The following is a 21,885-nucleotide window of genomic DNA, read 5'->3' as shown; positions in this document are numbered from 1 at the left end:
ATTCTAATATTATCGTTAAACGATCTGTTAACTAATTATTTACGAGGACCTCTGTTTTGAGTATTTCCACCTCTATTATCTCTTCCTGCTCCAGGACCGCCTTGACCAGGACCTCTTCCGCCACGATTACCACCACCGCGGTTATCGTTTCTTCTGTCGCCACCGCCACGGTTATCTCTGTCTCTGCCTCCTGCGAATGCACCTTCTGGTCTGCCACCTTTGCCTGGAGCATTGCTCGTTGCACCGATGTTTGGAGAAAGATCACGTTTACCGTAAACCTCGCCTTTGCAGATCCAAACTTTAACACCTATTTTACCGTAGGTAGTTAAAGCCTCAGCTAATGCATAGTCAATGTCAGCACGGAAAGTATGCAAAGGAATTCTTCCTTCTTTATACTGTTCGCTACGAGCCATCTCAGCACCACCTAAACGACCTGAAGTCATAATTTTGATACCTTCTGCGCCCATACGCATTGTCGATGCAATAGTAGATTTCATTGCTCTACGGAATGAGATCCTTGCCTCTAATTGTTTGGCAACACCTTCTGCTACTAATTGTGCATCAAGCTCAGGACGTTTGATCTCAAAAATGTTGATTTGAATTTCCTTTTTAGTCAATTTTTTCAACTCTTCTTTGATCTTGTCAACTTCCTGACCCGCTTTACCAATTACAATACCCGGACGAGCCGTGTGGATTGTAACAGTAATGCGTTTCAAAGTACGCTCGATTACCACTTTAGCTACGCCGCCTTTAGCGATACGTGCAGAAAGGTATTTCCTTATTTTCTCGTCCTCAACTAATTTATCAGCATAGTTGTTGCCACCGAACCAGTTAGAATCCCAACCTTTGATGATTCCTAACCTGTTACCTATTGGATGTGCTTTTTGTCCCATTTCTGTTAATTAGTTTGAGTTTCAACGTTTTTACTATCTACTATCAAAGTCACGTGGTTTGAACGTTTACGTATTCTGTAACCGCGTCCTTGAGGAGCTGGTCTCAGTCTTTTCAACTGACGGCCACCGCCTACCATTATCGTTTTCACGTATAATTGGTTTTCTTCAGGGCGAGAACCTTCATTTTTAGTCTCCCAGTTTTTGATAGCTGATAATAATAGTTTCTCAACTCTTATTGCTGCATCTTTATTGGTGAACTTTAAAATATGTAAAGCTTTCTCAACACGCTCACCTCTGATAAGATCTACAACCAAACGCATCTTACGTGGTGAGGTTGGACAATTGTTTAATTTCGCTACTGCTTCCATCTCTTAATTATTTTTTCTTTTCAGAGTGACCCCTAAATGTTCTGGTTGGAGCAAACTCTCCCAGCTTATGACCAACCATGTTTTCTGTTACGTATACCGGTATAAATTTATTACCGTTGTGTACTGCAAATGTATGACCCACAAAATCTGGTGAGATCATTGATCTGCGTGACCAAGTTTTAATGACAGACTTTTTGCCTGAATCATTCATAGATACTACTTTCTTCTCTACGTTATGGTCAATATAAGGTCCTTTTTTTATCGAACGAGCCATTATTTCTTCCTTTTCTCTATGATGAAACGATTTGAGTATTTTTTAAGTGTACGGGTTTTGAAGCCTTTGGCATACATACCGTTCCTTGACCGAGGCTGACCTCCTGATGAGCGACCCTCACCACCACCCATTGGGTGATCGACAGGGTTCATCGCTACCGGACGTGTTCTCGGACGACGACCTAACCAACGGCTACGTCCTGCTTTACCTAATACCTCATTTGCATGATCAGAGTTAGAAACAGCTCCGATTGTTGCCAAACAAGCAGTCAAGATCAATCTTGTCTCACCTGAAGGCATCTTCAAAGTAGCATATTTACCATCACGTGCAGCAAGTTGTGCATAAGCACCAGCGCTACGTGCTAACTGAGCACCACGACCTGGATGAATTTCCACGTTGTGAATGATCGATCCCAATGGGATGTTAGACAATTTCAAGGTATTTCCTACCTCTGGAGTAGCAGTATCACCTGACACTACTTTTTGCCCTACTTGCAACCCTTCGGGAGCAATAATATAACGCTTCTCACCATCCGCATAATGTAATAATGCGATACGTGCTGTACGGTTTGGATCGTACTCAACAGTTGCTACTGTTGCAGGAATATCAAATTTCTCACGTTTAAAGTCAATCAAACGGTAAGATTTTTTGTGACCACCACCCATGTAGCGCATAGTCATCTTTCCTGTATTGTTACGTCCTCCCGATTTCTTAGAAGATACAACCAATGATTTTTCGGGCTTGGTTGCTGTAATCTCCGTAAAACTGGCACCTACTCTAAAGCGGGTTCCCGGAGTAACTGGTTTAAATTTTCTTAAGCCCATAGTTTATAAAATATTCAATTCTTATTAAATGTTCGCGTAATAATCTATAGTCTCGCCTGCTTTAAGCGTTACAATAGCTTTTTTGTATTTCGGGCTGCGACCAGTAACTAATCCGCCTTTAGTATTTCTAGATTTAACTTTACCGTCAACTACCATTGTATTGATAGCTAAAACGTTAACGCCATACATCTTCTCGATAACTTGCTTGATCTGCAGTTTATTCGCTTTATGATCTACTTTAAAGGTAAAGCGGTTAGACTTCTCTGTTAATGCAGAAGCTTTTTCTGTTAATATCGGTTTTTTTAAAAGTTCCATATTACTTGGCAAATGCCTCCTCCAATGTTTTAAGAGAATCAGCAGTTAACAAAAGCTTACCGCAATTCAATACATCATAAGTATTCAATTGATCTGCAGTGATTACTTTCGCTTTCTGAATGTTTCTGCTTGATAAATAGATATTGTTATTTTGTGAAGGTAAAACCAACAATGTCTTTTCGCCAGCCAAATTCAAAGCGCTAACTAAATTGATGTAGTTTTTAGTTTTGATTGAATCAAAAGTGAAATCTTCCAAAACAACGATGTTCTGATCCTGTGCTTTGTAAGACAATGCAGACTTACGAGCCAATACTTTCAATTTTTTATTCAGTTTAAAACTATAATCACGCGGCTGAGGACCAAACACGCGACCACCACCATTGAACAATGGAGATTTAATACTTCCGGCACGAGCACCACCAGTACCTTTTTGTTTATATAGTTTACGGGTTGAACCTGCAATCTCATTACGTTGTTTAGACTTGTGCGTTCCCTGACGTTGATTAGCCAGATATTGCTTTACATCTAAGTAAATTGCGTGGTCAACAGGCGATATGCCAAATACCGACTCAGGAAGTTGCACCTTGGCACCTGTCTCTTTTCCTGAAATGTTTAATACTTTAACTTCCATCTGCTTACTTATCTAAGATTACGTAAGAACCCTTAGCTCCTGGAATGGAACCACTAACTACAACAAGATTTTGATCAGCATAAACTTTCAAAACCTGTAAGTTCTGAACTTTCACTCTGTCTCCACCCATTCTACCCGCCATACGCATGCCTTTAAATACACGTGAAGGATAAGAAGCAGCACCCAGTGAACCTGGAGCACGCATCCTGTTGTGCTGTCCGTGAGTTTGACCTCCAACACCACCGAAACCATGACGTTTTACAACACCCTGGAAACCTTTACCTTTTGACGTACCAACTACATCCACAAAATCACCTTCAGCAAAGATACTTACCGTAACGGTATCACCTAAACTCAAAGATTCCTCAAATGGCTCAAATTCAACTAATTTGCGCTTTGGGGTAGTGTTCGCTTTTGCAAAGTGGCCTTTCAAAGGCTGAGTGGTGTTCTTTTCTTTGGCTTCGTCGAAACCTAACTGAACTGAAACGTAACCGTCTTTCTCTGCGGTCTTTACCTGTGTAACTACACAAGGTCCAGCTTCGATCACCGTACATGGAATGTTCTTTCCATCGGCGTCGAAAATGCTGGTCATTCCTACTTTTTTTCCAATAATACCTGACATTTTCTAATTTAATTTAACACCCATCGAAGCAGTAGGGCTTCGTTCAAGGTGGATATACATCCCCGTTAAGGGACGGCAAAAATAGGAAAGAAATCTTAATTTTCAAATAGTTAGCTCATTATTTTTTCAAATAACTGCAAATTATTTTTGACGGCGGTTAATAGACCTTCAAACTGAATTTAACCCGCCAACTTATTACTCAGACTGAAAAGGATCACAGACAAAACAAACAAACCAATGAGCACATACAGATAATCCTTCTCGATAAGAAAACTAAAAACAGAAAAAACTACCCTTAAAATAGGTGTAAAAATAAGTAGTAAAGTACCAAATTGAATGATCGCCGCACCGTCCAAATGCTTCAAGCCAGCAAAAATTGCAACGATGGAGGATAAACCCGATTTTCCCGGGTCAAATTCATTGTAGTCTACCACAGCTGAGGAATTGGATATCAGATAAATTACTCCTCCCAAGAACACTACGCTCATGGAAGAAATCACACCTACCCGCAGCAAGGTACCCAGGATCAACTGAATGTCCTTGTCTGCCAAAAAGTTCCTGTTACCTTTACTCATAACCTACCCGTTAAACCATTATAAATCATCTGAATTGCAAGAAATGTCACCACTACAGCAAAAACTATTTTTAATTTATCTGTCTTGGTCCTCACCAATATCTTGGACCCTATAGTTGCACCCAACAATACGCCTACTGTGACCGGCATGGCTATTCCAGGATCAATCTGTCCACGATGAAGATAAACGATCGCACTGGCAGCCGCAGTCACCCCCATCATGAAATTACTGGTCGTAGTAGAAACCTTAAACGGAATTCTCATAATATTATCCATAGCGATGACTTTCAATGCACCAGATCCTATACCCAACAGACCTGAAATGATACCCGCAATGAACATCATTAAAAAACCGCCTACAACATTATGAACTGCATATTTTTTCTGCCCGTTTTCTGTCGGATAAGCGCCATTGAGCTTAAAAAATACGGCTATTTTCCCTGAAGTATCATTATCCGAACGGTCTACCTTCTTCCGGATCATCATCATCGCCGAAAACAAAAGGATCAACCCAAATATCACTGCGATATAACCAGGATCAATGAAGACTGTAATCACAGCACCGATAATCGCGCTGACTGTAGTCGCAATCTCCAAAAACATCCCTATACGAATATTCGTAATCCCCTCTTTAACATACGCTGCCGCGGAACCTGAAGAAGTCGCGATTACCGAAATGATAGAAGCGCCGATCGCATAATGGATGTCCACACCAAGAACGAGCGTCAGCAAGGGAATGATCACAACTCCACCACCTAAACCGGTTAAAGACCCGACAAGACCGGCCAGAAATGCCCCGGCCAGGACGATGATTGTAAAGAGTAATACCGACATGCCTTGCAAATATACTATCTCTCCACAAAACACAATAAAATTAAATAATGAATGTTAAATTAGACGTAAACTATTTGAACATGAAAAAAAATCTATTCCTGATTCTTGCACTTTTTTTAATTCAGTTCTACGCTCATGCTCAGGTTGCTGACACAACAAATACAGATCCGAGCCTTAGGGGACAATACCAGGTCCTACTCTCCAAATCCAAGACTTTGAATGGCTACAAATTAGTTAACCCTAATCGGCTCTCTTCCTTCTGGCAAAGTGTCCGGGATTCACTCAATAGCACCCAACAGCAGTTGAAGGAGGTCAGAAAAAAGATAAATCTCCAGGAAAAGGAAATTGACACCCTAAAAAAGAACATTTCGGGAACCACCTCTTCACTTGCGAATTCAAATGCACGGATTAACGAAATCAGTTTTCTAGGAATTTCCTTTACTAAATCCAACTATAATTTGATGGTATGGGGCTTAATTCTTGGACTTGCCCTTGTACTCACCTTTATTATACTAAGATCGGCAAAACATATCCACGAGGCCAGGTACCGCAGCACACTTTATGAAGAGATTGCCCAGGAATATCAGGCTTACAAAGTAAAGGCCAATGAAAAAGAGAAAAAACTCGCACGTGAATTACAAGATGAACGCAATAAACTGGAAGAGATCAGAAGCCGGGGGAAATAAATAACAAAATTCAGGTTAAACAAAAATGCCTGTCTGGAAATCCAGACAGGCATTTTTGTTTAACGTCAACTATAAAGTTATACTTTGATTTCTACTTCAACACCGCTAGGCAATTCAAGTTTCATCAAGGCATCAACTGTTTTAGAGTTAGAACTATAAATATCTAACAAACGTTTGTATGCGCACAATTGAAACTGCTCACGTGCTTTTTTGTTCACGTGTGGTGAACGCAAAACAGTGAAGATTTTCTTTTCTGTAGGCAAAGGGATAGGTCCGCTTACCACTGCACCCGTAGGTTTAACAGTCTTTACGATTTTCTCAGCAGATTTATCTACCAGATTGTAATCGTAAGATTTTAATTTGATTCTGATTCTTTGGCTCATGATATTTATTTAATTGAGGCGGCCGGTTAGAGCTATTAATAACCGGCTGCCGATTTTATTTTTTAATCTACAGATTTAATTCTGCCTTTTGATTTGGCAATAACTTCATCCTGAACGTTTTTAGGCGCTGCTTCATAGTGATCAAACTCCATAGTTGAAGTCGCACGACCCGAAGTGATGGTACGCAACTGAGTTACATAACCAAACATCTCAGAAAGAGGCACTGTTGCTTTGATCACCTGAGAACCATTACGTGTATCCATACCCAAAAGCTGGCCACGACGACGGTTCATATCACCGATAACATCACCCATATTTTCTTCTGGGGTCAGGATCTCGATTTTCATGATTGGCTCCATCAATGTAGGCTTACATTTTGGCAAGGCTTCACGATAAGCCATTCTTGCTGCAAGTTCAAATGACAAAGCATCTGAATCGACTGCGTGGAATGAACCATCGATCAAACGAACTTTCATATCAGGAAGTGGATAACCAGCCAATACACCATTCGCCATTGCTGCAGCAAAACCTTTCTCAACAGATGGGATAAATTCACGAGGAATAGATCCACCAGTGATTTCATTTACAAACTGCAAACCACCTTTTTCAAAATCTGAATCAATTGGAGAAATTACCACCTGAATGTCGGCGAATTTACCACGACCACCAGATTGTTTTTTATACGTTTCACGGTGCTGAGTAGATCCAAAGATCGCCTCTTTATAAGCTACCTGTGGAGCTCCCTGATTAACTTCAACTTTAAACTCACGTTTCAAGCGGTCAATCAAGATATCTAAGTGAAGCTCACCCATACCAGAAATTACAGTCTGACCAGTTTCCTCGTCTGTCTGAACCCTGAATGTAGGGTCTTCTTCGGCCAATTTAGATAAGCCCATACCCAATTTATCGATATCAGCTTGAGTTTTAGGCTCAATTGCCAAACCAATAACTGGCTCAGGGAACACCATAGATTCCAAAACGATCGGATTTTTCTCTTCACAAAGTGTATCTCCTGTTTTGATGTCTTTAAAACCTACAACCGCAGCAATATCACCAGCACCTACGTTAGGAATTGGGTTTTGCTTGTTCGCATGCATCTGGAAGATACGTGAGATACGCTCTTTGTTTTCAGAACGTGCGTTGTAAATATAAGAACCTGCTTCAAGGTTACCTGAATAAACACGGATAAAGCATAAACGTCCAACAAAAGGATCTGTCGCAATTTTGAATGCCAAAGCTGCAAACGGCTCTTTTTCATCTGGCTTACGCAATTCCTCTGCTCCTGTCTCTGGATTAGTTCCAACAATACCTTCTGAATCCATTGGTGAAGGCAATAATTCCATCACATAGTCAAGCATGGTCTGTACACCTTTGTTTTTGAAAGATGAACCACAAACCATAGGTACAATTTTAGCATCCAATACAGCTGCACGCAAAGCGTCTAAGATTTCACGCTCTGTGATCGAATTAGGATCTTCGAAGAATTTCTCCATCAAAGTCTCATCATAATCAGCCACAGATTCCAGCAATTTCTCTCTCCACTCAGCAACTTCGTCCAGCATATCTTCAGGAATTGGAACTTCAGTAAAGGTCATACCTTTATCGTGCTCATTCCATACGATACCACGGTTGTTGATCAAATCAACTACACCTTTGAAGCTGTCTTCAGCACCGATAGGCAATTGCAGCGGAACTGCATTGCTACCCAACATGCTCTTAACCTGCCCAACAACTTTCAGGAAGTCAGCTCCGGAACGGTCCATTTTGTTAACGAAACCGATACGGGCTACATTGTAGTTGTTTGCCAGTCTCCAGTTGGTTTCAGACTGAGGCTCAACACCATCAACTGCAGAGAAAAGGAATACCAGACCATCCAATACGCGCAATGAACGATTTACCTCTACGGTAAAATCAACGTGTCCCGGTGTATCAATGATGTTGATGTGGTAGTTATCTCCTCTGTATTTCCAGTTTACAGTAGTAGCCGCAGAAGTGATCGTGATACCACGCTCCTGCTCTTGTGCCATCCAGTCCATTGTAGCTGCACCTTCGTGCACCTCACCAATTTTATGACTAACACCAGCATAATAAAGGATACGCTCAGTTGTTGTAGTTTTACCTGCATCAATGTGAGCTGCAATTCCAATGTTTCTTGTGTATTTTAAATCTCTTGACATTTTCTATGATTCTGTATGATTAGAAACGGAAGTGAGAGAACGCTTTGTTGGCTTCAGCCATTTTATGCGTATCTTCTTTTTTCTTAACTGCTGCACCTTCACCTTTAGCTGCTGAAACAATTTCACCTGCTAATTTCTCTTTCATTGTTTTTTCACCGCGTTTACGAGCGTAAGAAATCAACCATTTCATACCTAAAGCAATCTTACGGTCTGGTCTTACTTCTGTAGGCACCTGGAAGTTAGCACCACCTACACGGCGTGACTTAACCTCTACAGCAGGCATTACATTAGCTAAAGCACGTTTCCATACTTCTAAGCCATTTTCACCAGCTTTTTTCTCAGCCAGCTCAACAGCGTTATAGAAAATATCATATGCGATGGATTTCTTTCCATCGTACATCATATTGTTCACAAATCTGGTTACCTGAACATCATTGAACTTAGGATCAGGAAGGATAATTCTCTTTTTTGGTTTTGACTTTCTCATTTTTCTTTCCTCCTAATTATTTCTTTTTACCTTTTGTTGGTGCCGCAGCTACTTGTCCTGGCTTAGGACGTTTAGTACCATATTTCGAACGACGTTGGTTACGACCAGCAACACCAGAAGTATCCAATGCTCCACGGATGATGTGGTAACGTACACCTGGCAAATCTTTAACACGACCACCACGGATCAATACGATCGAGTGCTCCTGCAAGTTGTGACCTTCTCCAGGGATGTACGCGTTAACCTCTTTACCATTGGTTAAACGTACACGCGCTACTTTACGCATTGCTGAGTTTGGTTTTTTAGGGGTAGTAGTATATACACGTGTACATACACCTCTTCGCTGTGGACAGCTGTCCAACGCCGGAGACTTACTCTTGAACTCCAGTGCTACTCTACCTTTTCTAACTAATTGTTGAATGGTTGGCATTGTTTCTTTTTTGTTTTTCTATTAATGTTTAAAAACTTTACCCCTCAATAAGGGACTGCAAAGGTAAGACAATACATTTTATAAATCAAGGGGTTAACACAAAATTATTAAGGCACAAAAAAATAGGGCATCCATCCGGATCGCCCTATTACTTATTAACTTCCCTAAATTTTATCATTCTAATCAAAAAAAAGAACGACAAAGTCTTTATAATAATTGATTATTAATCGTTTTCTAAATTTCCAGCTCATCAAAACCAATATGGCCCGGCCAAAAACCTGCGCAAATGTAAAACATGCTTATCAAGAATCGTTATACTTTAGGGCCTAAGTATTGCACTTTAGAGCCTCCCCAAATTCTCCGAATGCGAAAATGCACGGTAATCAAGCGCTGTAATGCCAGTCATTTTTTTAAAAAACCGGCAAAAGTAGCCCTGACTATTAAACTCAAGCTCTGCCGCAATTTCCTTCACCGTAAGCGAAGTACCACTAAGCAAGCTCTTGCTCTCCAACAATAAGCGATCCTGAATCAAATCGTACACGGTTTTACCCAAAATAGATTTCGTAATGTTATTGATCCTGCGGCCGGGCAGCCCAATGGCATCGTAATAAAAGTCAGGATCCTTATGACGTTTATAATCTTTTTCAATCAATGCTTTCAGACGCTTGATCATCGAAAAGCGGTCGTCCGCCCCACCAATAGCACTTAAAAAAGAACTCCGCTGATCTGCACACAGCAACATTCCATTTAGCAGGTTGGTAATCATCATCACATTTGGCTCCTGTTGTCGCATTTCCAATTGCAATAAACTAAATAACCCCATAAAAGTTTCACAGGAAAGCTCTTTTAGATCCAGGTAAGGTCTGCGGTAAAAATTATCCAGCAATGAAGCGTTTAAATTTCTTAAGGCCTCTTCATTCAGCAGAATCACCCAGCCATCTTCAGCATATTGCTTCAACTGATGAGCCTGGCCTCCCCGAACAAAAAACAACCTTCCCGGAAGCATTTCATATTCCACATAGTCTATGCACTGGGCACCCAGGCCACGTGTAGCCCAGATTACAATATCGAACTTGTGCCGATGGGATTCAAAAGCATAATATTTAGAAAAACTGTCGAAACGACAAACCTCAATCGTCTTCTTTCCCGAAATGGTAGGGAAAGGCAATGCAGTATGTACATATTCAGCAGCAGGTTCGTTCATCGAAAGCACTATATATTAATTTACTATTATCCTATCAATTATAATCAGGCATATCCTATACGCCTTCGTTCTCTCCACCAAACAGAAAAACCCATATTCTTCCGGATGGTGTCTTATACAATAAAATTTAGGTTATAATATCTCAATACATGAATCCCACTTAAAGCCCTGAGATTCATCTGACTGAATTTAGTTAAAACAAATTTAAATAATAAAATTAACATTCAGCAAACTTAACTTTAAAAAAGAAGGATGTCCTGAATGCCTGCCTTTAATGAAAAGTGTTGAGGTAGAGTTTCTCCACTTTTTTCCTGGCCCAATCTGTTTTACGTAAGAATTTGAGACTGGAATTCATCGTGGGATTATTATTGAAACAGGCGATCTTAACCAGCATACCCAATTCTTCCCAGCCATAGTGCCATACGAGTTGTTTTAGGACAAACTCTAGTGTTTTCCCATGCAATGGATTGTTTTTTTGCTCCTGCTCCGCCATAGGGCAAAAATAATAACTAAATTTGATTAGTGTTAAACAGATCGACAAATGAATTATAAATTAGGAGACTTCGTCCGCTTCGTGGATGAAAACCTGGAAGGCTATATCACCAGAATTATAGATAAAGATACGATTGGCGTCACAGATGCCAATGACTTTGAAATTCCCGTACTGGCCGCGAAGGTTACTTTGGTACATGGAGAAATTTCTGAAGACGAGACCACTGCTGTCAGGACCAGACCCAGTATACCTGAAAAAGAGTTCATCACCGATGGTGTATACCTTGGGATTGTTACCGACCAACACAGCAATTCCGTAGTGCACTTCTACCTGGTGAATGAGACTTCATTCCAGCTGCCGCTTAGCCTGAGTACAGAGAAAGACAACAAATTTAAAGGTGAATTTCTGGGCATCATCCCTGTAGGTACCGCCCAAAAAATCTACTCGGCTCAATTGGCTGATATTCAAATATGGCCCAAGTTCAGGTTGGAAATCTTGTTCCATACTTCCTCAAATATCGAACCCAAAGCGCCTGTCATTTTTAAACAGGCCATCAAAGGAAAAGACCTCTCCGTCGCTAAAGTAGAGATCAAACTATTGAACCAAAAGGGCTGGCAGATCCGGCTGGATGAAACACCATCTGCAAGCACAATAGATGCTGAAAAATTAAAACAGAGTTTTTATAAATAATACCAGCAAAAAGCCCCTGTCGACCATCGACAGGGGCTTTTTGCCAATTAAAAGAATATTTAATTCTTTTTCCAACTGTTGTTGCTGCTGTTTACATCAGGGAGCACTTTTGCCGGATCCAGCACCACAGCCGTAATTTCTTCATCGGAAACATAGGGAATTGTCCATTGCGTATTCCTCATCCAAATATCAACCGGCAGTCTGATGATCTCTTTTTTACCACTTTTCCGAGTTACTTCCAGAATTACAGGCATTGGCATCTGCTCCAGATTTGCAATTGTGATGTTGTAAACGCTTTTTCCATCCCGTTTTGTTTCAGTCACACCATTAATGGCCTGATCCATCTTCCAGTTCTCCAAAAACCAACCTCTCCAAAACCAGGAAAGGTCTTCCCCGGCAGCGTTCTCCATCGAACGAAAGAAATCAAAAGGTGTCGGGTGCTTGAATGCCCATTGCTCAATGTAATTTTTAAAGGCATAATCAAAGCGATCAGCTCCCAACACTTCATTCCTCAGAATGTCCAATCCCCATCCGGGCTTGCTATACAGGTTCACACCGATATTTCTTTCCTTCATGGCATCTGGAGTCAACATAATATATTCCAGACCAGGATTCTGCAGGTATTCCGCAACCTTGTGCATATCTTCCGGCTGTTGCTTATATTCTCCTTTATTGAATTCGGCGCTGGAAATCCCGTTGATAAAGGTATTGAATCCTTCGTCCATCCATCCATATTTACGTTCATTGCTACCTACGATCATCGGAAACCAGGTATGCCCGAATTCATGGTCAATTACTCCCCATGCGCTCTCATTCTTCGCTTTCCAGCCGCAAAATACAATTCCGGGATATTCCATTCCCCCCACGTTACTGGCTACATTGATGGCCATCGGATAAGGATATTCAAACCATTTGTTCGAATAATGTTCAATAGAAGCTTTAACGTATTCGGCCGCCCTTCCATAACCATCTTTACCATTACTTTCAACCGGATGTGCGGCTACTGCCAATGCCTTTTTACCGCTAGGTAGATTGATCCGGGCTGCGTCCAGTACAAATGCCTTCGAAGAACCCCATGCAGCATCCCTTGTATTTTTGATTTTATATTTCCAGGTCAATTTGTCTTTTGCCGGGCGCGACTTAGGATCATTTACTTCAGATTCCGAACGTATCGCAATGGTTTGATCACTGGATTTTGCGGCATTCCATCTTTGAAGCTGTGTAGGGGTAAATACTTCCTGCGGGTTCAATAACTCCCCTGAGCCCATTACAATGTGACTTGCAGGTGCGGTTATGGAAAAATCGATATCGCCATATTCACAATAGAATTCACCTGCACCCCAATAAGGCAAAGTATTCCAGCCCAATACATCGTCATACACACACATTCTCGGAAACCATTGCGCAATAGAGAAAATCTCCCCGTTTTTAGTAGTCAGGTGCCCCATCCGGTCTGAACCATTCACAGGCACAACAAAGGCAAAATTCATTTTAATAGTAACCACGTCTCCATTCGCAGCCAATGGTTCAGCTAACCTGATCTGCATCCTGGTATCCTCTATTAGCGAGGTAAACTTAACAGGCTTCAGTTTTTGAACTACAGACAGTCCCTCTATTTTATATCCGCCTTCCAACTTCTCGCCACGTGCACCATAACGGCTACCAGCGGCAATCAGTGAGTTGCCCCTCGATTCAGGGGCAAACAGGTTTTGGTCCAATTGCAACCACAGAAAGGGCAATTTGTCCGGGCTATTGTTTTTGTAAGTTATCGTTACCGTGCCGCTTACCTTATTGGCAGCCTCATCTAAATTTGCTGTAATCGAGTAATCTACTTTATTCTGCCAATATTTTGGACCTGGATAGCCATTTGCAGAACGATACTCATTGCCATTCTGTGTATAAAATAATGGGCTGAATGCAGCATGGGCATCGTATTTCCCGGCGACTGCACCTGTTTGCTGAGCCATGGCAGAAAGGCCAAAGGCAAATAACAATGCCCCTAGTAAAATAGACTTATTGAACATATTTGATGTAGGTTAAAAGTTTGATCACTAAAGGTATAAAAACCCCAGAAATCCATCGTCAATGTAACGGGATTATTAATTATTCTTAAGTTTCGGAATCGCCTGTAGTTTACGTTCCGCTTCTGGCAGCTTCAGCCAGGTATGATAGGCCTTTACGGTATAAAAGTCGTAGTTAAACGGACGCTGTCCCCCGACTAATAATGCAGATGGCCTGTAAATACTCATAAAGTTCTTAAGATCATCTCCTTTTAATTTAGTCAGCTTACTGACATACTCCGCTGTAAATGTTTGATTGATCTCCGCCTCATAAAAATCCCTTTCTTCATCAGCTTCCAACTTTTCCTGCTTTCGCTTGTACTTGCCGTAGCCTAAATTGAATTTCAAGCCCCCTACCCTGTCATTATTTCCCTTTCCATTCAACGCATCATTTTCAAAGCGCTTGAAAACCCTGGCCTCCGGATCCGGCGACAGCACAAGTGGGTTCACTTTTGCACCTAAAATAGCTACCTCTTTTAAACGGGTCGAATTTGCAGGCAGGTAAATCGTCCTGGCTGACAGATTGATGAGATAAAGCGTGTCGGTGTGATAGCCCACGAAAGAAACCTCGATCAGCTCTCCAACCTTGGCAGGAAGGGAAAAATTGCCCTGCGCCTGGCTCATTGTCGATTTACCAGTACTCAAATTTCTCACCAGAGCATTAGGCAAGGGCATTTTTTTATCATTCAGGTCGTACACCTTACCAGAAAACACCTGTTGGGCTGCTGCAAACAGCGGCAAAACAGACAGCAACAGGAAGATCATCTTTTTGAACATACTCAAAGATAAACTCCAACTGCAAGGGCCATCATTATTTAACAAACTTTAACAGCCTCTTAGGTCAGCTAAGGCTTACTCAACTCAGCCTGATAGGCCTCCTCGTTAAAACTGATCAGCACTGCTTTTCCATCGACCTCTACAATCGGCCTCTTGATCGCGCTGGTATGTTGCAGCAATACGGCAATCGCACTATTTTGATCGCATACAGCTGCCTGCTCCCCGGCCGATAGTTTTCTCCAGGTGGTCCCTTTCTTATTCAATACATTTTCCCAGCCAAAAACTTCACACCAGCCGGCCAATTGCTCCGCGGTAATTCCCTTTTTTTTAAAATCATGAAATTCAAAGTCAAGGCCATGCTCCGTCAACCAGCTGGTTGCTTTTTTTACAGTATTGCAATTTGGTATTCCGTATACAGTCATTTTGCAAAAATAAATGATAATTCGTCACATTTTTTCAGGCTTTCATCACATTTTTATTTTTGACACTTCTGCTGTGCGTAGTATTGCAGTAAATAAAAGAAGATAATTACCAATAAACCTCTTAAAGGCATGAAGCATAAAGAACTCAGCATTGAATTTTGGATCGTCACCACATTTGTCGTCATCGCATTCATTTTTTCCATATTCGATCAAATACTCATCCCCTTCAATTCATCGATCAGCCAGTCAGCCACCGTCAACGGCGTCTTGCAATACAGCTTCACCCTTATCGGCGAACGCTTTATTCCAATCCTGTTCAATCACCTGGTCATCTACATCTGCTATCTTTTCCTCCATTTCCACGTCGAGCCTGAACTGAACAAGAAAGAGGGAGCTGCAAAAAATATTTTACCGGTTTACTTCCTGATATTTGCTGCAATCCTCATCGGCATCATCAATGTATACTGGGCTGCACTACTGGCATTGAAGACTCTATTTATATTGCTATCCGGAAACTCAAGAAACACAAGAAATGGTCTGGAAGAAGAAACCGGTTTTCTCCTGAGCGCCTGGATCCTGGCCGTATCCGCGGCATATTTTCTAAATGTACATCCAACCATCAAATTGTACCTGATCCTGGTGGTACCTACAGCCATGCTGATTTATTTATATGCATTGCGCGTGATGATCCCGGCAGTCTTCGACAGAAAATGGAAATTCAGTGCCTATTTCTTCAGGATGTTTTCACTGGGGATCTTTACTTCTTTATTGCTCGTTCTCCTGGTGCTATTGTCCAGATCAGGTAATGGGTTTATGGATGGTAATATTGGGGTCTATTCCGGCATGAACTCCCTTTCAATAAAGCAACTGGTAGCTGGCGCACGGGAGGAGCAATACATGACCATAGCAAGTCTCGGCAACTTCCTCAGCCTCATGATATTTGTCACGCCTTTTGCATGGCAGACCTACAAAAACCGGAGCCTGCAAAAGACAGAAGAAATCATCAATCTGAAAACCGAACTTGGAAAATCAGATGCAAACCTTAATTTTCTCAAATCACAGATCAATCCACATTTCCTGTTCAATGCACTCAATACCCTCTATGGAACTGCATTGCAGGAAAACTCCGAACGCACGGCAGAGGGCATCCAGAAACTGGGGGATATGATGCGATTCATGCTCCAGGAAAATACCGAGGATAAAATACTCCTGACCAGAGACATCGATTACCTCAATAATTATATTGCGCTACAAAAGCTAAGAACCGCTACAAGCAGCGGAATCCGTATCGAAACACAGGTCGACTCCTACGAGGGACTGCTGCTCATCACCCCCATGCTCCTCATTCCTTTTGTAGAAAATGCATTCAAGCATGGCATTAGCTTAAACAATCCCTCACACATCAAGATCACACTGCAGATTGCCGAGCAAACGTTATATTTCGATGTACACAATAGCCTCCATGTACATTCAGAGCACGATCCCGAGCGACTTCAAAGTGGCATTGGCCTGCAAAATGTCAAGCAACGGTTATCATTGCTGTATCCAGATCAGCACGAACTGATCATCCGACAAAATGCTAAGGAATTTTTTATACATCTGACTTTGAATCTGACAGAAAAACCCTAATTTGAGCCAATGATTGCCATCGCAATAGACGACGAACCCATCGCCCTGGACGTGGTAACAGCACACGCCGCTAAAGTGCCTTTTATCGAATTGAAAGCCACTTTTACTAATGCATTCGATGCCATTGTCTATCTGCAACAAAACAAGGTTGACCTCATTTTCCTGGACATTAAAATGCCGGATATCAGTGGGATTGACTTCTTAAAAAGCCTGAATATGCCACCTATGGTGGTATTTACCACTGCTTATTCTGAACATGCGGTGAAGAGTTTTGAACTGGATGCATTAGACTATCTCTTGAAACCATTTCCACTCTCCCGCTTTTTGAAAGCCTGCAACAAAGCATTGGAATTATACAACCTGAGAAACAGGAAAGACCTTCCTGAAAGCAAGTTCATTTTCATCAAAGACGGTTATGAGCAGATTAAAGTGCTGCTGGAAGACATCAGCTATTTCGAAGCTTCAGGAAATTACACACAAATCCACCTCTCCGACAAAAAAACACTGAGTACAAGGGTGACACTCAATGAAATGCAGTTGCTCCTCCCTCCTAACCAATTTATAAGGACGCACAGGACCTTCATCATCGCGAGGAGCAAAATCAGCAAATTCGACCGGACACAGGTGTGGATTGAAAACAAGAGTATTCCAATAGGCGCTACCTATGCGCACTGTCTTCAGGACCTGTGTTAAATCTGCTATAAAAGCTAAACAAAAACACGCAAATAAGATATTAATGTTAATATTGTAATTAATTTCTTACTTACCTTTTATTATGTTTAAACTGTCCTTTAAGCAGCAGGTATTGACAGGATTTGGCATCTCATTGCTATTTGTCCTGGTTTCTGCCATTACCTCCCACCTGAGTATTGAAAAATTAAATGACAGCACCAATTGGCAAAGTCATACCTACGATGTCATCAACATCGCAAAAGATGTAGAAACTTACGTTTTAAATTCAGAAACAGGAATCAGGGGATTCATTCTTTCCGGTGAAAGAACATACCTGGCACCTTACAATAAAAACTCAGCTAAAATATTACCAACGGTCCAGAATCTCAAGGAAATTGTTTCAGACAATCCCGAACAGGAGGAAAGGATTGACTCGCTGGACTTCTACGCACATGCTAAGGTAGAAGAAATGCAGGAAGTACTAAAGCTAAACGACACCCAGGGTCAGGCTGCTGCAGCAAGCCGGGTCATGAAAGGTAAAGGACAGTTTTATAAGAACAGGATACTCGCGATTTCCGGAAAGATCATCGATGTAGAATATAAGCTGTTGGCCACGAGGAAAAAGGCTACATTGGACAGCAGTGCTCAAAGCGAATGGGTGGTCTTACTGAGTGCCGGGATTATATTTTGCCTCATTCTATTTTTGTTTTCCTACATCAAGCGCACATTCGATCAGCAAAAAGAAACAGAGCTACAGATCAGGGAATCCAACGAGCGTTTGGCTGTAATCTCTGCCGAAAATGAATTTAAGAACTGGCTGCTGGCAAGCGCCACCGCCATCATAGAATCCACACGGGGGGAACAGGAGATTGAGGAACTCTCTGCCAACATCACGTCTTCCATGAGCGAACACATCCATGCATCTGTAGGCGCCATGTTCCTCGTCAACAACGGGGGGAAATCTTTCAAGTATAGCGGGGGCTATGCCTATACCCCTAAAAAGGGAGGTCAAACTCAATATGAGTATGGAGAAGGACTGATCGGCCAAACCGCGGCAGAGAAGAAAATAAAGTTGCTGACCAATATTCCAAAGGACTACCTGAAGATCAGTTCAGGACTCGGCGACGTGGTTCCAAGCCACCTTTTTCTCATTCCCATCCTTTTCCAAAACCAGACCCTGGCCGTACTGGAGTTTGGTTTGTATCAGGAGCCCGAGGAAAAAACCATGCTGTTGCTAAATGCCATATCAGAAAGTATCGGTGTGGCCGTCAATAGTGCGATTGCACGTGTTCAGTTACAGGCATTATTTGAGGAGACTCAACAACAGTCTGAAGAATTGCAAAGTCAGCAGGAAGAACTCCGCACCACCAATGAAGAGCTGGTTTATAAATCTGAACAACTTCAGGCTTCTGAAGAAGAACTTCGTGTGCAACAGGAGGAGTTAAGGCAAACCAATGCCGAGCTGGAAGAAAAAGCCCAACTGCTGGAAGAACGCAATATCCTGGTCAACCAGGCACGTGAAGCCATGAGCCTTAAAGCTGAGGAACTGGAAATGTCCAGCAAATATAAGTCTGAATTCCTGGCCAATATGAGTCATGAGTTAAGAACTCCCCTGAACAGTATCCTTATCCTGGCCAGGATCTTAAAAGAAAACCGACCGGAAAATCTGAATGAAGACCAGATCAAGTACGCCGGCGTGATACACAATGCGGGAACAGATCTGCTTACATTGATCAATGACATCCTCGACTTGTCAAAAATAGAGTCTGGAAAAATAGACCTCAGCATAGAGCCGCTAAAACCTGTTGTGGTCAGGAACGACATGGAAGCACTGTTCAGCGAACTGGCAAGAAGTAAGAAGATCAAGTTCCATACCTTGCTGGACGAAGCGCTCCCTGAAAGCATCTTAACCGATCAGGCACGCCTGGAGCAGATCGTTAAAAACCTGCTTTCCAATGCCTTTAAATTTACTCCGGAACATGGAGAGATTACCCTTAAAATCAGCAACGCAGCTCCAGATACAACTTATTTTGCAGACCAGTTAAAAGATACCTCAGCGCAGATCATCTCCATTTCTGTACAGGATTCCGGGATAGGGATTCCTGCCGATAAACAAAAGCTGATATTCGAGGCATTTCAACAGGCAGATGGCTCTACCAGCAGAAAATATGGTGGTACAGGACTTGGCCTCTCCATAAGTAAAGAGCTTGCTTACATCCTTGGAGGTGAAATTCAGGTACAAAGTGAAGCGAACGTAGGAAGCACTTTTACCCTTTTTATCCCTGAAAAACATATTGAAGCAACTGCAGAACCAAAGGAAAACCCTGAACAGGCAAGCTTTACAGAGGAAAAACCAGTTCAGTCCACTCCTGTCAGCATTGAAAAACAAGACAACGGGACACAAACCCTGCTCATCGTAGAAGACGACATCGTATTTGCTGACGTACTGAATGATTATGCACTGGAAAGAGGGTTCAAACCCATACTTGCACATAGCGGAGACGTAGGACTTGAGTTGGCCTTCTCTGAACTTCCGGATGCTATTGTATTGGACATCATGCTGCCAGTTATGGACGGCTGGACCATACTTAAAAAATTGAAGTCCGATCCACGCACGAAGCACATCCCTGTACACATGATGTCGGCTGGCAACGAGAAGGAAAGTAAAGCAAAAAAAGAAGGTGCCATCGGTTTCCTCAAAAAACCGATAGAAAAAGACCAGTTAGACGAGGCCTTCAACCTGTTGAGTTCCGCACATGCCAAATATGACTTCAACACGGTACTTTTAGTCGAAGATCAGGAATTGCACAGCACTGTTCTGACAGAGCAACTAACGGAAAAAGGTGTGGAAGTCAGGCAGGCCTTCACCGGAAAACAAGCCCTTGATTTGTTAAAGGCCCATACTTTCGATTGCATCATACTGGACCTTAAACTGCCCGATATTTCCGGCTTCGAGCTGCTGGACATGATCAAATCCCAACCGGCCATGGTGCATGTTCCAGTGATCATCAACACTGCAATGGAATTGGATGACGAGAAAATGGCACATATCATGCGTTATACGGAGGCGATGGTCCTCAAATCCAACAAATCCAACGACAGGCTGATCGATGAGGTGAGTCTTTTCATGAACAAACTCAAGCAGGCAGAACTAAAACCTGCTACCCCATCAGTTCCAAAAGGCAATTTCTCTACGATAGAAAAAGCATTAAAGAATAAGACCATACTCATTACAGATGACGACATGAGGAATATTTTTGCCTTGTCCAGTGCTTTGCAACTGTACGACATGAACATCGTCATTGCCAACAATGGCCGTGAAGCCATCGAGCGGTTAAATGATGCTGAACAAATTGACCTTGTGCTCATGGACATCATGATGCCGGAGATGGACGGATATGAAGCAACAAGGGCAATCAGGGCAGACAAACGTTTCAATAAACTGCCCATCATCGCACTCACTGCCAAGGCAATGAAAAATGACCGTGAAAAATGTATAGAAGCAGGGGCGAGTGACTACATCTCCAAACCTGTGGATATGGACAAGTTATTATCTATGCTTAGGGTATGGTTAAGCTAATAATTCAGGTTAGTATATGAACGATTCATCCCCAGAAAACATCACTTACGAACAATTATCTGAACTCGTTGAGTTAATCAAACAGATTCATGGTTTCGATTTCCAGGACTACTCACCTGCGTCATTAAAGCGAAGAGTGACAAGAATTATGCAATTGCAAAAACTAAATCTATTTGATTTACGTACTTTACTGACCAATGACCACGATTACTTTGAATCATTCCTGATTGAGGTTACTGTAAATGTGACGGAAATGTTCAGAGACCCCCAATTTTACCAATCAGTTGCACTTAATATCATACCATACCTTAGGTCTTACCAACGCATCAAGGTCTGGAATGCAGGTTGTTCCACGGGAGAGGAACTCTATTCTTTTGCCATACTCTTTTCTGAAGAAAACCTCTACGACCGCTGTTTCTTTTACGGTACAGATATCAATTCCGAGGTTTTGGACTATGCCAGAAATGGGATTTACGATCCTCAAAAAATGAAGCAATATGCTGAAAACTATACTAAAACTGGTGTCAAACATACGCTTTCTGACTACTATACAGCTAAGTACGATGCTGTTGTGATCAACCATTCCCTAAAAAAGAATGTGCTGTTTTCAGTTCACAATCTTGCTTCAGACGGAGTGTTCAACGAGTTCCAGGTGATCTCCTGTCGCAATGTACTGATCTATTTCAATCCCGAACTGCAAAAAAAAGTGATCGAACTCTTCTACAATAGCCTGGCTAATTTCGGCTTTCTGTGTCTTGGCTCTAAAGAAACATTACGCAGCGCGGAGCTGGGGAGATTTAAAGTAATCGATAAAAAAAACAACATTTACCAAAAAATAGCTTAGGCTTTATAAAAACTGA

At 41.9% G+C, this 21,885-nt stretch carries 24 protein-coding genes; 6 read left to right on the top strand and 18 right to left on the bottom strand.

Features of this window, described 5'->3' with window-relative positions; all coding sequences use genetic code 11:
• Positions 1–35 precede the first annotated feature (35 nt).
• The 9 genes from rpsC to WAE59_RS16110 form a co-directional block, all read right to left on the bottom strand.
• Positions 36–893: a 30S ribosomal protein S3 gene (rpsC, locus tag WAE59_RS16150; protein ID WP_337857013.1), complete on the bottom strand. Its 858-nt coding sequence runs from the start codon at positions 891–893 to the stop codon at positions 36–38.
• A 5-nt stretch (positions 894–898) separates the two neighbouring features.
• Positions 899–1,261, bottom strand: a complete 363-nt coding sequence (rplV, locus tag WAE59_RS16145) for a 50S ribosomal protein L22 (protein WP_012780780.1) — start codon at positions 1,259–1,261, stop codon at positions 899–901.
• A 7-nt stretch (positions 1,262–1,268) separates the two neighbouring features.
• Positions 1,269–1,535: a 30S ribosomal protein S19 gene (gene rpsS, locus WAE59_RS16140; protein WP_008244581.1), complete on the bottom strand. Its 267-nt coding sequence runs from the start codon at positions 1,533–1,535 to the stop codon at positions 1,269–1,271.
• Positions 1,535–2,359 carry a 50S ribosomal protein L2 gene (gene rplB, locus WAE59_RS16135; RefSeq protein ID WP_337857012.1) on the bottom strand — a complete coding sequence of 275 codons (825 nt, stop codon included), beginning with the start codon at positions 2,357–2,359 and terminating at the stop codon, positions 1,535–1,537. Before rplB ends, rpsS begins: the two co-directional genes overlap by 1 nt.
• A gap of 24 nt (positions 2,360–2,383) precedes the next feature.
• A complete protein-coding gene (rplW, locus tag WAE59_RS16130) occupies positions 2,384–2,674 on the bottom strand; it encodes a 50S ribosomal protein L23 (protein ID WP_324371161.1) in 291 nt (96 codons plus the stop codon).
• Position 2,675: 1 nt separating this feature from the next.
• Positions 2,676–3,305 carry a 50S ribosomal protein L4 gene (gene rplD / locus WAE59_RS16125; protein WP_337857011.1) on the bottom strand — a complete coding sequence of 210 codons (630 nt, stop codon included), beginning with the start codon at positions 3,303–3,305 and terminating at the stop codon, positions 2,676–2,678.
• Between the two features lie 4 nt (positions 3,306–3,309).
• Positions 3,310–3,927, bottom strand: coding sequence for a 50S ribosomal protein L3 (gene rplC / locus WAE59_RS16120; RefSeq protein ID WP_337857010.1), 618 nt, complete (start codon positions 3,925–3,927; stop codon positions 3,310–3,312).
• A 179-nt stretch (positions 3,928–4,106) separates the two neighbouring features.
• Positions 4,107–4,502 (bottom strand): DUF1634 domain-containing protein, encoded by a 396-nt coding sequence (locus WAE59_RS16115; RefSeq protein ID WP_337857009.1) that lies wholly within the window; start codon positions 4,500–4,502, stop codon positions 4,107–4,109.
• Entirely contained in the window at positions 4,499–5,335 is an 837-nt protein-coding gene (locus tag WAE59_RS16110; RefSeq protein WP_337857008.1) for a sulfite exporter TauE/SafE family protein, read from the bottom strand. The genes WAE59_RS16115 and WAE59_RS16110 overlap by 4 nt, the downstream gene beginning before the upstream one ends.
• 80 nt (positions 5,336–5,415) lie before the next feature.
• On the opposite strand from WAE59_RS16110, the gene WAE59_RS16105 reads away from it, so the two are divergent.
• Positions 5,416–6,021 (top strand): hypothetical protein, encoded by a 606-nt coding sequence (locus WAE59_RS16105; protein WP_337857007.1) that lies wholly within the window; start codon positions 5,416–5,418, stop codon positions 6,019–6,021.
• A gap of 77 nt (positions 6,022–6,098) precedes the next feature.
• Here the strand turns inward: WAE59_RS16105 and rpsJ are convergent, their stop codons facing one another.
• From rpsJ to WAE59_RS16075, 6 genes are all read right to left on the bottom strand, one after another.
• Positions 6,099–6,404 (bottom strand): 30S ribosomal protein S10, encoded by a 306-nt coding sequence (rpsJ, locus tag WAE59_RS16100; protein WP_008244591.1) that lies wholly within the window; start codon positions 6,402–6,404, stop codon positions 6,099–6,101.
• Between the two features lie 62 nt (positions 6,405–6,466).
• Positions 6,467–8,581 (bottom strand): elongation factor G, encoded by a 2,115-nt coding sequence (gene fusA, locus WAE59_RS16095; RefSeq protein ID WP_337857006.1) that lies wholly within the window; start codon positions 8,579–8,581, stop codon positions 6,467–6,469.
• A 19-nt stretch (positions 8,582–8,600) separates the two neighbouring features.
• Positions 8,601–9,068: a 30S ribosomal protein S7 gene (gene rpsG, locus WAE59_RS16090; protein WP_099440695.1), complete on the bottom strand. Its 468-nt coding sequence runs from the start codon at positions 9,066–9,068 to the stop codon at positions 8,601–8,603.
• Between the two features lie 16 nt (positions 9,069–9,084).
• A complete protein-coding gene (gene rpsL / locus WAE59_RS16085; protein ID WP_008244597.1) occupies positions 9,085–9,498 on the bottom strand; it encodes a 30S ribosomal protein S12 in 414 nt (137 codons plus the stop codon).
• 340 nt (positions 9,499–9,838) lie between these two features.
• Complete coding sequence (locus WAE59_RS16080; RefSeq protein ID WP_337857005.1) at positions 9,839–10,702, bottom strand: helix-turn-helix transcriptional regulator; 864 nt, start codon at positions 10,700–10,702, stop codon at positions 9,839–9,841.
• Between the two features lie 271 nt (positions 10,703–10,973).
• A complete protein-coding gene (locus tag WAE59_RS16075; RefSeq protein WP_337857004.1) occupies positions 10,974–11,195 on the bottom strand; it encodes a VF530 family protein in 222 nt (73 codons plus the stop codon).
• Positions 11,196–11,243: 48 nt separating this feature from the next.
• Between WAE59_RS16075 and WAE59_RS16070 the strand changes: the two genes are divergently transcribed.
• Entirely contained in the window at positions 11,244–11,885 is a 642-nt protein-coding gene (locus tag WAE59_RS16070; RefSeq protein ID WP_337857003.1) for a hypothetical protein, read from the top strand.
• A 59-nt stretch (positions 11,886–11,944) separates the two neighbouring features.
• Here WAE59_RS16070 and WAE59_RS16065 read toward each other — a convergent pair whose 3' ends face one another.
• From WAE59_RS16065 to WAE59_RS16055, 3 genes are all read right to left on the bottom strand, one after another.
• Positions 11,945–13,909: a M1 family metallopeptidase gene (locus WAE59_RS16065; protein ID WP_337857002.1), complete on the bottom strand. Its 1,965-nt coding sequence runs from the start codon at positions 13,907–13,909 to the stop codon at positions 11,945–11,947.
• Between the two features lie 75 nt (positions 13,910–13,984).
• Positions 13,985–14,722, bottom strand: coding sequence for a carboxypeptidase-like regulatory domain-containing protein (locus WAE59_RS16060; RefSeq protein ID WP_337857001.1), 738 nt, complete (start codon positions 14,720–14,722; stop codon positions 13,985–13,987).
• Positions 14,723–14,790: 68 nt separating this feature from the next.
• Positions 14,791–15,144, bottom strand: a complete 354-nt coding sequence (locus WAE59_RS16055; RefSeq protein WP_337857000.1) for an arsenate reductase — start codon at positions 15,142–15,144, stop codon at positions 14,791–14,793.
• Positions 15,145–15,273: 129 nt separating this feature from the next.
• On the opposite strand from WAE59_RS16055, the gene WAE59_RS16050 reads away from it, so the two are divergent.
• The 4 genes from WAE59_RS16050 (at position 15,274) to WAE59_RS16035 (ending at position 21,869) form a co-directional block, all read left to right on the top strand.
• Entirely contained in the window at positions 15,274–16,773 is a 1,500-nt protein-coding gene (locus WAE59_RS16050) for a sensor histidine kinase (protein ID WP_337856999.1), read from the top strand.
• Between the two features lie 9 nt (positions 16,774–16,782).
• The gene (locus WAE59_RS16045) at positions 16,783–17,466 is read left to right on the top strand and encodes a LytR/AlgR family response regulator transcription factor (protein ID WP_337856998.1); all 684 of its coding nucleotides are present in this window, start codon (positions 16,783–16,785) and stop codon (positions 17,464–17,466) included.
• A gap of 82 nt (positions 17,467–17,548) precedes the next feature.
• A complete protein-coding gene (locus tag WAE59_RS16040) occupies positions 17,549–21,025 on the top strand; it encodes a hybrid sensor histidine kinase/response regulator (protein ID WP_337856997.1) in 3,477 nt (1,158 codons plus the stop codon).
• Between the two features lie 16 nt (positions 21,026–21,041).
• Entirely contained in the window at positions 21,042–21,869 is an 828-nt protein-coding gene (locus WAE59_RS16035) for a CheR family methyltransferase (RefSeq protein WP_337856996.1), read from the top strand.
• Positions 21,870–21,885 lie beyond the last annotated feature (16 nt).

The organism is Pedobacter sp. GR22-6, from assembly GCF_037402555.1.
Lineage (GTDB): Bacteria > Bacteroidota > Bacteroidia > Sphingobacteriales > Sphingobacteriaceae > Pedobacter.
The sequence above is the reverse complement of the archived record's forward strand: the minus strand, read 5'-3'. Positions and strand labels throughout refer to the sequence as shown.